The organism is Rhodothermales bacterium, from assembly GCA_013002345.1.
Classification (GTDB): domain Bacteria; phylum Bacteroidota; class Rhodothermia; order Rhodothermales; family JABDKH01; genus JABDKH01.
Window position 1 is genome coordinate 1 of sequence record JABDKH010000134.1, and the last position, 8,173, is coordinate 8,173.

General features: G+C 57.9%; 7 protein-coding genes. 4 read left to right on the forward strand and 3 right to left on the reverse strand.

The genetic code is table 11. From position 1 onward, the window contains the following. From HKN37_06760 to HKN37_06770, 3 genes are all read right to left on the reverse strand, one after another. The coding region (locus HKN37_06760) for an MFS transporter (protein NNE46343.1) at positions 1-1,295 on the reverse strand (1,295 nt) is incomplete at its 3' end. A 209-nt stretch (positions 1,296-1,504) separates the two neighbouring features. Further along, complete coding sequence (locus tag HKN37_06765; protein NNE46344.1) at positions 1,505-1,882, reverse strand: hypothetical protein; 378 nt, start codon at positions 1,880-1,882, stop codon at positions 1,505-1,507. A 288-nt stretch (positions 1,883-2,170) separates the two neighbouring features. Then, positions 2,171-2,926: a hypothetical protein gene (locus tag HKN37_06770; protein NNE46345.1), complete on the reverse strand. Its 756-nt coding sequence runs from the start codon at positions 2,924-2,926 to the stop codon at positions 2,171-2,173. Between the two features lie 304 nt (positions 2,927-3,230). Between HKN37_06770 and HKN37_06775 the strand changes: the two genes are divergently transcribed. The 4 genes from HKN37_06775 to HKN37_06790 form a co-directional block, all read left to right on the forward strand. Further along, positions 3,231-4,667, forward strand: coding sequence for a sensor histidine kinase (locus HKN37_06775; GenBank protein NNE46346.1), 1,437 nt, complete (start codon positions 3,231-3,233; stop codon positions 4,665-4,667). After that, on the forward strand, positions 4,667-5,332 hold the full coding sequence (locus tag HKN37_06780) for a response regulator transcription factor (protein ID NNE46347.1): 666 nt from the start codon (positions 4,667-4,669) through the stop codon (positions 5,330-5,332). Before HKN37_06775 ends, HKN37_06780 begins: the two co-directional genes overlap by 1 nt. A 137-nt stretch (positions 5,333-5,469) precedes the next feature. Next, positions 5,470-6,678: a hypothetical protein gene (locus HKN37_06785; GenBank protein ID NNE46348.1), complete on the forward strand. Its 1,209-nt coding sequence runs from the start codon at positions 5,470-5,472 to the stop codon at positions 6,676-6,678. Next, positions 6,675-8,173, forward strand: a 1,499-nt coding sequence (locus HKN37_06790) for a M23 family metallopeptidase (protein NNE46349.1), incomplete at its 3' end; no start/stop codon positions are given. The genes HKN37_06785 and HKN37_06790, both read left to right, overlap by 4 nt.

An 8,173-nucleotide genomic window follows, 5' to 3' on the forward strand; every position in this document is an offset into this window, starting at 1 on the left:
TTCTCCGAGCCGAGACGATACGAGATCATTGCCCAGAGCGCCGCAAGCGGCACAGCGAGAAACGCGATGGCGGACAGTGTGAGGCCGAGAGCCTGCAGGCCGGAATACGCCCAGGCACTGACTGCGTCACCACCTCTGTAAACCACCGTGTCAATGAAGTTCTTGGCTTTGTACTTCTCTTCGCGTCCAAGCACCACATAGAGCATCTCGCGGGCCGGCTTCATGATACTGAAGTTACCGGCCCTTCGCAGTACCTGCAAAACCACGAGTACGGAGAGAACGGGTGCGAATGAGAGAATCAGGAAACCCGCCGCAAGTCCCACCGGAATGAGTGCAAGGGTGACGGCAATCCCGAACCTGCGAACGATCCTGGCCGTGAGGAATACCTGGGCCAGGACGGTCAGAAGATTCGTCGCAAAGTCCATTCCTGCGAACACGGAGGTTCGTGTCGCCGGATCGGCAAAGCTGTCGCGTACGATCTCCGCTTGCTGGAAGTAGAGGAAGGTCGCCAGTGTTGTGTACAGGAGAATCAGCGCGCAGATTCCGAGCAGATACGGCGAACGTATAACGAGAGGAATGCCGGCAAAGATATTGCCTCCTAACGCGTTATCCGATTCAGTATTGTCGGTGCCGATATCTCCGTCGCCCTCCACTGAGACCGGCCGAAGCCGCACCCAGCGCAGAACCCGGCTGATGCATAGCAAAGCAATAGCGAGAAAGGCGGCTGAGAGGAGAAGCAGGTTGGCGGTTCCGAGCCGTCCGACAAGGGCAGCCGTCAGCGCGGGTCCGGCAAGCGCACCGAGTGTTCCGCCTGCTGCGATAAATCCGAACAGTCGCCGCGCCTGCTGATTGGAGTAGACGTCTGTCATGAAGCTCCAGAAGACCGACACGACGAAAAGATTGAAGACACTGACCCAGATGAAAAACGCCCGTGCCACGTAGGCATGGGTAATGTCGGATACGAACAGCGCGTAGAAGCCGATAATGTTCGCAATGAAGAACGTGTAGACGGCCGGAAGGAGGCGTGACCGACGGTATCGCGCGGCAGCCCAGCCGAAAAGTGGAACTGCGGCGAGCATCGCCACGAAGGTCCCCGTGAACATCCAGTCGAGATTCTCGATCCCACCGGCGATGCCCATCTCTTCGCGCATGGGACGCAAGATGTAGTAACCGCACAGCAGTGAGAAGAAGTACAATGCCGACCAGAGGACGGCGACCACTTCATCCGGCTCGATACTTACGTAGCGAGTCAGCAGTCGATAGATTCCTGAAGCCTCCGTATCGCGAGCGCGCATACGTGTCGGTTGTGATCGAGAGTGGGACAAAGCACCGAGGGTCGAAGGTAGTCGGCGCCATACGATCGAACAACAGGACGGTGGATAACTGCTGGAGGCGGGCGGTCCGGTTGATCTTCAATCGTGGTGTTAGCGGGCGACGAGAAAGACTGCCAAACTCTCTTCGCGGCGACGTTGCGTACGTGTAGCGGGCGAGTCACCGCGCTCGCTTATGCCGCGGCCTCTCGGCTGTCACTGGACAGCCAGCGGAGTGCATCACCCTCAGATGCGAACAGGTGGACGAAACGCGTATCGTTAAGATCGTGATGATCGTTGGCCGGACCTCTATCGGAGGGAGAAATCACTCCGGCCACACGCACGTCGGGTGCCAGGAGTCGACGTACGGTTTCACCCATGTCCTGAAGTTCCGAAGGGTCGACGATAAGATCCGCCGTTCGCAGGTCCAGCAGGAACAGAGAAACCTGCTGCTTTTGTCCTCGCTGCAGTGCGTCAAACAGCACCCAACGCCAGTACCCGAGATCCACGCTTCCGTCGACGCATACTCGGGCGATGCCGGGATCATCGCTTATCTCAATCTTGTGCGGCATTGTAGGTATCCTGTCAACGGTGTGACCAGAACTGTCCGCTGCACTTCTGACATGCGCGTAACAGCACATTACGCCAGCAACCGACATTTCCAAGATGGGACTATTCACTTTCGATGTCGATAGTCCTTTTGGATCATTTTCTACCGGTACGGCGGGACAGGCTCGGTTCGGATGGCGACGGTCACGCAAATCCCTCTTCGTCTCTAAAACGAAGAGGGACAAGCGCGCCAGGGTGTGGCAAGGCTTCCACGTGCCGGCGTTGCATGCGGATTGCCGCCCACAATCGACTCAAAAGATGAGGGGCCGGTCGTTCTCGCCGACAATCTTGAATTGTGATAATCCCTCGCCAAAGAACTCCATCGTTTCGGGCTGACCGACTCCCTCAACGCCGTCTATCGTGAAGACGAGGTAGTTGAACGGCATGTGCTTCGACGGGTCGCTTGCCAGCGTGAACGTTTCGGATGGCGCCGGATCAATCATGACCGACCATGCGCCGTTGACGTAGACCCAGTGGTACGATGTGGCCCAGCCGGATTCACCCGAGTCGACAAATCCCACTGTCTCCGTCGAATCGATAGGAACGGTCTTGCTGAACGTTCGAATTCCGTCCAGGTACGTTGCGACGGTCACCTCGGTTGATTCCGAAAAGGCCGCCAATTCGTGAAAATCCAGTCCGATGGCTGTTGTCAGTTGCCCGGACTGCCGATGTGTAATGCGGCCGAGGGTTTTCTCGTGACCGTCGACCTGTCCGACTACGGCCACTTCGAAGAACGACCCTACGGGCATCTCGATTGGGTCGAAGTATACGTTGAGTCTGTCACGTTGGTCGACCTCAACGGACACGCCGCCTGCCGCGCCGGGACCTCCAAGGTCGACGAGTACGGATTCACCCCGGGGCAGCAAGTTCGCTGATCCGAGTGCGGAATGTGTGACGCCAAATGCTGGAACCGACGACGTCGTCGATTCCGAACTGAAGTCGCAGCCGCCCACAACAATGATCACTACTGCGACGACAATTCCGATAATGGTGCGAGTTGTTCGCATGATCACCCTCTCTTTGTTTGATGGTACTACCGTTTCGACAGGATCGACGAAATGACCCATCGTCCTGATGCCAGAGTAAAGGGACCCGGTCATTGGTGCAAGTGACACGAAAGGGCTAAAGAGAGTAGTCCAAAAGTACTATGAGAGTATGTGGTCGGGATGCGCCACGGGGCGTATTATCTATGGTAGTGTCGGTCGCGACAGGACTAGGGCTATATCAGAACATCGCGGCTGGGACATCAGCAGGCGGATTGCGTCTGCAAACACGGGCCGTCCTGCCACTCGGCCACCGATATCCACAGACATGCAGCACGGTTGGCGGATCCGAGACGCGAACTACGGCATTCTGATCGTTACGACTAGTAGTCGCCCCAACACGTCGCTGACCCTCCGTATGTGTCCGCCGAAATCTCGTGTCTTCTTCGCCGTTCTGGTGCTGGTCTTTCTTCCGATCCGTTTTGTAGTCGCGCAGGACGGGGCCGTTAGCATCTCCGGTCTTGAGGTGGTGTCTCCTGATCTAATACGAATCACGTACGTTGCCGGCGGCGAGCAGAGTATGATTGAGCTTCCGTCGGCCGTTCTGGGGCAGCTTGTGAGCCAGATTCGTTCGGCGCCGGATGCGGGGCGACACCCCTCCGACCCGCCCGAAGGCGTTTCGCCGGCGCCTGATTCGGTGCGTTCACATCCTCGCAGGGTGGGCGCGGTGCGTGGCCGTTCCGCGATCACTGGCGAGGACTATTACGCGACGATTATTGCGGATAGTGTGATCACGATTCGGTTCAAAAGTGCGGGTGTCGACAATTTCGTTTCACTTCCACCCGATTTACTGCCGCTGCTTGAGCGGCATCACCGTTCCCTCACGGGACGCGTGAATGACGCCGAGGCACAGTTCTGGTTCGACCCTATGAGCGGTACGGTTCGCTTCGGATTCATGCGCGGATTCGACTACCGACTGTTGATCGCCGTCTTCGCGATTCTGGTCGGAATTGTCGTAATGCTTCTGATCCGTCTGGCGATCTCGCGCATCAAACGTGACAGGGACGAACTTCTGGCTGCGCATCGGCACATGTCCAAGATCCGTGAGGCGGAAAGGAGCTACCTCGCATCGGAACTTCACGACGGCCCGGTTCAAGATTTGCAGCGTATTCTAAGGTCGTATGTCGATAAGTTGTCGACGATGACAACAGACGAACAGGAGGCGAAGATGGCGGAGATGGAGAACGAACTCCGAGGTGTCACCAGCAGCCTGCGTAGCATCTGTTCCGATCTGAAGCCGCCGGTGCTTGTTCATTTTGGTCTCGCTCGTGCCGTCGAAATGTTGACGAGGGATTTCCAGACGCGCAACCCGGGCATTCAGCTTGACCTCGAAATCGGCCCGGACCCTGGCCGCCTCACGATGGAGACCCGACTTGCGCTCTACCGCATTGTTCAAGAAGCGCTGACGAACGTGGAAAAGCATGCGGAGCCTGACAGAGTCGTTGTTACGCTCATGAAAGACGGCAACATGGTCAGGATGACCGTGCAGGATGACGGTTCGGGCTTCAGGGTGCCATCGCGGCTGATGAAGTTCGAGCATTCGGGGCACTACGGCCTGTCCGGCATGCTGCAACGGGCACGAGTAGTGGACGGCAGACTGGACGTCTCGTCTCGTCCGGGCGAGGGCACTCGAATCGTCGTCTCTGTGCCGCATCAGCCGACGGAAGTCGAGCAGGAATTGTCGGTGAGTGGGGTAAGCGGCTGATGGGCGACGCTGATGTTATTCGCATCGTCGTAGCTGACGATCACCACATGACGCTCGCCGGTCTTGCCTTATCGCTGGACACCGTTGACGATTTCGAAGTTGTCGGACAGGCATCCGACGGTGAGGCGGCGCTCGTGCAGGTCTGGACGATGTCCCCGGATGTACTGGTGGTTGACGTTGAGATGCCGCGGCTCTCCGGCGTCGAAGTGGCGAGGACGATCAGTTCGGGTGCGGGTGACGTGAGAATTCTTGCGCTAAGCGCGTACGACCAGCCCGAATATGTCTATGGACTACTCGATGCAGGGGCTTCCGGTTACCTGATGAAGGAGGAAGCCGATCGGGATATGCTGATCACTGCCATTCGAGAGATCATGAGGGGCGATGACCTTTGGATCAGTCCGGAACTCGCGACCAGCCTCGTGAGGAGTCAGGTTTCGGGACATCGCGAGCGTCTGGAGGCCCTGAGTCAGCGCGAGTATGAAGTACTCCGGCTTGTGGCTTCCGGTCTCGACAATCAACAGATCTCGGACACACTGTTCATCTCGCCTCATACGGTCAAGAATCATCTCGAACATGTCAAGGGTAAATTGGTCGTAAGGACTCGCGCCGAGGTAATCGCATGGGCGTGGCATAATCGGGTTTTGAAACCGGGCTCAAAGCCCTGAGTCCGGAGGGCGCGCCGACGGCACGGTGTTGTCTTCCGAATGATCACGCCACCTGCCGCGGTCGGGTTTGTTTGGTCCGGAACCGTAACGAGATCGGCCGTTACTACCTTGTGCCAAATCTTCCGGTGATCAAGAGTATGCGGTTTCTCACGAGCGTTGTCTTCGCCGCCATTGCGTCTCTGGTGGTGTCTGAATCGGTTGCTCAGCAACGTTTTACGATCGACGCTTCGCCGGCCCCGGCGTCGCAAGCGGTCGGTATCGGCCGTCCGGTGTTCGTTCGTCCGGGCACGGACGATCACCAACTTCGCTTCGTTTCCGTCGCAGCGGCAGCAGTGGTTTTTGAAGATAGCCGAGGTGTTCGACGGTATGCGATTGACGGAAAGATTGTGCAATCGTCAGTGACCGAGTCGGCGCAGTTCCTCGCCGCGATTGTCCTAGGCGATGCTTCGAGCGCGCAGTCTTCCGAGTTGTCGTTACAGGTCTTTTCGTTCGATGCCGGCCCGATCTATCGCCTTCCGTTGAGACACGATTTCGGTGAGCCGTTCCCGGGGGTTTCTGTGGACGAGCGCGACGGTTCGATCGCGCTGCTTCATCATGCCGAGGGGCGGGTCGACTTTTATTCTGCGGCGGGTGCCATTGTAGAGGAGCGTCACGTGACGACGGGCCCCTACGAAATCGAGCGGACCATATTGGCCAGTCGTGCTCGCACGTCGGGTCATCTGGCCGTTGCGGTGAATGAACCGGTCACGGACGGAGTCCACTCTGTTGCAGCAGGCCACGTACGGATCTTTAATCCGTCAGGCGCGGTCGAGAATGTATTCGAGATTCCTCAGCGTGCATTGTCAGCTCTTGCCATAGCCCCGGACGGCAAACAAATTGTGATCGGTGCCTACGACGTCCCGGCAAACGTGTATCGCACCACGTTTCTCGACGACACGGGCGCGGAGTTGCATTGGATCGACCTTGCCGCAGAGGTGATCGAGTTCGACGAGACCGGTCGCCACGTACTTGTATCTGACAAACGAAGGCTCTCGGTTGTGGAATTCGACGTTCCCCGAAACGTTCTTGATTTTCAGTTGCGCGAGGAATCCGACCGCGTGTTTTCCAGTGCGCTTTCACCAGACGGTAATACCGTCGTGTTGCTGGTTGGTCAGGCCGTATTCACGAAAGACCACTTTCGACACGATGACCTGCGTGTGGTAGAATTTGTGCGCGTTCGATCAGGCGAGTACATATCGCGGACCCGGCCTCTGGATCAATCTGCTGAATATGTTGAAGCGAATGCAGACCTGTGGGGTGTGTCTGTCGTTCTGGATCAACGTGCACTAGTGTTCATGAGGCCATGATGGTGAAGACCCGGCTTTCCGCTGTTCTTCTGTGTGTCGCCTTGTCGGCGGTGTTTCTGTCGGCGGCTGCTTCTGTTCAGGCACAGGATTCGACCTACCCATGGCCTCTGCAGCCGTTCAACACATCGCAGCGTATCTCAGGGACGTTTTCGGAATACCGCGGACCGGACAATCCACACTTCCACAACGGCGTCGATATTCCGCAATCCGACGGCACACCGGTGTATTCGGTCGTGGATAGTCGGGTGACGACGATCGCTCCTTCAGGTTCGAATGCCTATGTACGAGCCGGGAACTTCGCGTACGTTCATATCGCTCCGAACCCTTCGCTCTCGGTTGGTGACTCGGTTTTTGCTGGCCAGACCGTCCTTGGCACCATCTTGTCGGGGCAGGGTCACGTTCACTTCATCGACGGGTATCCCGGCTCCCGCCGTAACCCGTTGCGAGACGGCGGCGGCCTCACGCCGCTGGATGATCCGTGGGCACCGGAGCTCTCAAACGTAAGGTTCTACCTGGCACAGACCGGCCAGCGACTCGCCTCGACGGAGCTCACAAGCGGAGTCATGATCACTGTTCGCGTCGAGGAGAAGAACGCCGCGCCCGGTACATCGGGATCGGGCCTGAATAACGGTTCATACACTGTCGGCTACAAGATCCTTTCGCGCGATCGGCAGACGGAGTTGTTTGTGCCAGGCACCGACGGTGTCGTGTACCGCTTCGACAGCATGCCGAGCGACAGCTACGTGCACAACGTATACCACAATCTGCAGGCTACCACAAGTAATCACGTATACATCCCCACCAACGAGGTCACGCGAAAGTCTTCGTGGGATACGTCCGCTCTTCCGGACGGCGATTATACGGTCCTGTTGTTTGCCGGCGATACGCGTGGAAACGTGGGCGAGCTGTTCGTCGACGTCACCGTGTCTCAGAGAGACATACTCGCTCCGCCTCAGCCACTCATGGATCGCGTGATTGCGGATGGATCCGGGGTACATTTTGCGTGGTCGGGCGGTGCAGCTCCGGATCTCAACGGATTCAGAATCTACTCTCAGTTCGAGGGGTCTAGCTGGTTGCTTGCACACGACGAAGAGTCGCTCGGGCCGTCGGCTGTCGACTTCGTAGACGCGACCCTTCCAACGGATGCCACGTACTTCACACTGGCTGCGATCGACACCATGTCGCCGCCGAATGAATCATTGCAGACCGACACGTACGGGGTCGCGACAGGCACCCACAGCGTCCTTGTCGTCGATGGGTTTGACCGAACTGAGAGCTCAGGAAGCTGGCACGAGCCGCGACACCCGTTCGGTTTTGTACACGGACGGTCGCTGACGCAAGCCGGTGTCGGGTTCTCGACGACGACCAACGAGGCCGTTGCAGCGCAACGGGTTCAGCTCGAGGACTTTGACGCCGTGGTGTGGATCCTCGGCGACGAATCGACCCGCGACGAAACATTCTCGGCTACAGAGCAGCTGAGAGTGCGCGCCTATCT

Bases quoted from the DNA above. Each gene is read 5' to 3' on its own strand.
- HKN37_06780 (NNE46347.1), top strand. From the start codon at position 4,667: ATGGGCGACGCTGATGTTATTCGCATCGTCGTAGCTGACGATCACCAC.
- HKN37_06765 (NNE46344.1), bottom strand. From the start codon at position 1,882: ATGCCGCACAAGATTGAGATAAGCGATGATCCCGGCATCGCCCGAGTA.
- HKN37_06775 (NNE46346.1), top strand. From the start codon at position 3,231: ATGCAGCACGGTTGGCGGATCCGAGACGCGAACTACGGCATTCTGATC.
- HKN37_06785 (NNE46348.1), top strand. From the start codon at position 5,470: ATGCGGTTTCTCACGAGCGTTGTCTTCGCCGCCATTGCGTCTCTGGTG.
- HKN37_06770 (NNE46345.1), bottom strand. From the start codon at position 2,926: ATGCGAACAACTCGCACCATTATCGGAATTGTCGTCGCAGTAGTGATC.